Source organism: Burkholderia sp. Ac-20345 (assembly GCF_017104825.1).
Classification (GTDB): Bacteria; Pseudomonadota; Gammaproteobacteria; order Burkholderiales; family Burkholderiaceae; genus Burkholderia; species Burkholderia lata_B.
The window spans coordinates 1-1313 of record NZ_JAAGPO010000510.1 but is presented as its reverse complement, the minus strand read 5'-3'; the positions used below and the strand labels follow the sequence as shown (position 1 = coordinate 1313).

General features: G+C 59.9%; 1 protein-coding gene. It reads right to left on the bottom strand.

The window, feature by feature from the left end; all coding sequences use genetic code 11:
* Window positions 1–187 precede the first annotated feature (187 nt).
* Window positions 188–958, bottom strand: a complete 771-nt coding sequence (locus G3O06_RS48350; RefSeq protein WP_241020633.1) for an IS110 family transposase — start codon at window positions 956–958, stop codon at window positions 188–190.
* Between the last annotated feature and the right edge of the window lie 355 nt (window positions 959–1313).

Genomic DNA, 1313 nt, shown 5'->3' with positions numbered 1-1313 from the left:
CATCGACGAGTTGTTGCCGTGGAACGTGGCGTCGGCGCTTCCGTCTACTGCCCACGTCGAACCCATTCGATAGCATCGCGCTCCCGTCGTCAACGACCTACGCTACGGTGCTGGTCGAGTGCTTACGATAAGCATCCCCTTGTTTTGTGATGCGCCCGAGCCGCGATTTGCCGCCGCTGCTGTTCTGCTAGGGCACGATGCCCAGCCATGCGGCCATCTGCCGACCGTTCTTGAACTGCCGTGCATCGACGACTGTCGCCACTGCGGCCGATGCCGTGAGACGCCCAACGCCGCATACGTCCATGCAACGCTGGGCTTGCGGGTCGTGAGCGGCGTGTTCCGTGATTTGCCTTTCAAGCCACGCAATTTGCTCATCCAGCGACTGCCATTGCGTCCAGCCACGCATTAACGCCTGGCGCGCCGGTCCAGCCAGCTCGTTGCTGCCGTCCTCGACGCGCTCGACGAATTGCTTGCGCAAAGAGTCAATGCCTTGCGGCAGGAACACGCCGAACTCGGCCAGCAATCCGCGCATCCGATTGATCAATGCAGTGCGCTCTTCCACGAAGCCGGTTCGCATGCGGTGCAGCACCAGCACGCTTTGCTGGGCAGGTGATTTGACCGGAACGAAACGCATATGGGGACGGCTTGCCGCTTCGCAGATCGCTTCGGCATCGAGCGCATCGTTCTTTACATGAGCGCCGCCTTTGCGATACGGGGCAACAAACTGAGGTGGAATCAGGCGCACATCGTGTCCGAGCGCACTCAGCTTGCGCGCCCAGTAGTGTGCCGCACTGCATGCTTCCATGGCGATCAGGCACGGTTCCAGATTCGCGAACCAGCTTGCGAATCGCTCGCGCGTGATCGCTTTCCGTACGACTACACGCTCGACGCTGTCGACCGCATGAATTTGCATGATGTTCTTCGCCAGATCCACGCCAACACGAGCAATCTTTTCCATGACATCCCCCTTCGCGGAAGGTTGCGTAGCGCCAGACATGATGACACCCGCCGATGCCGATCTGGCGATCGGGGAGGTCCTTACCAATTCGGATCATGACTGCGACTGGGGGCGGGAATCATGCCGGGCCTGGCTGGCCAACGCCCCAATTATCGGGGCGTGAAGATAGTAACGAGGCGCTGAAAGTCTGGCAGCCCGTACAGAAAACAGACCGTCTCCTCGTAAGCTGCGTAAGCGCGTCTCGTGCACCGTCTCGACGATGTGACAGGAAGTTGCCAGAGTAATCCCCACCAAAAGTAGTGGGGACCACTGTGGCAACGGAAGCACCGAAGAGAACATCACGCAAAGGCATCCC

Coding starts and splice junctions, on each gene's coding strand:
- G3O06_RS48350 (WP_241020633.1), bottom strand. CDS start 958: ATGGAAAAGATTGCTCGTGTTGGCGTGGATCTGGCGAAGAACATCATG.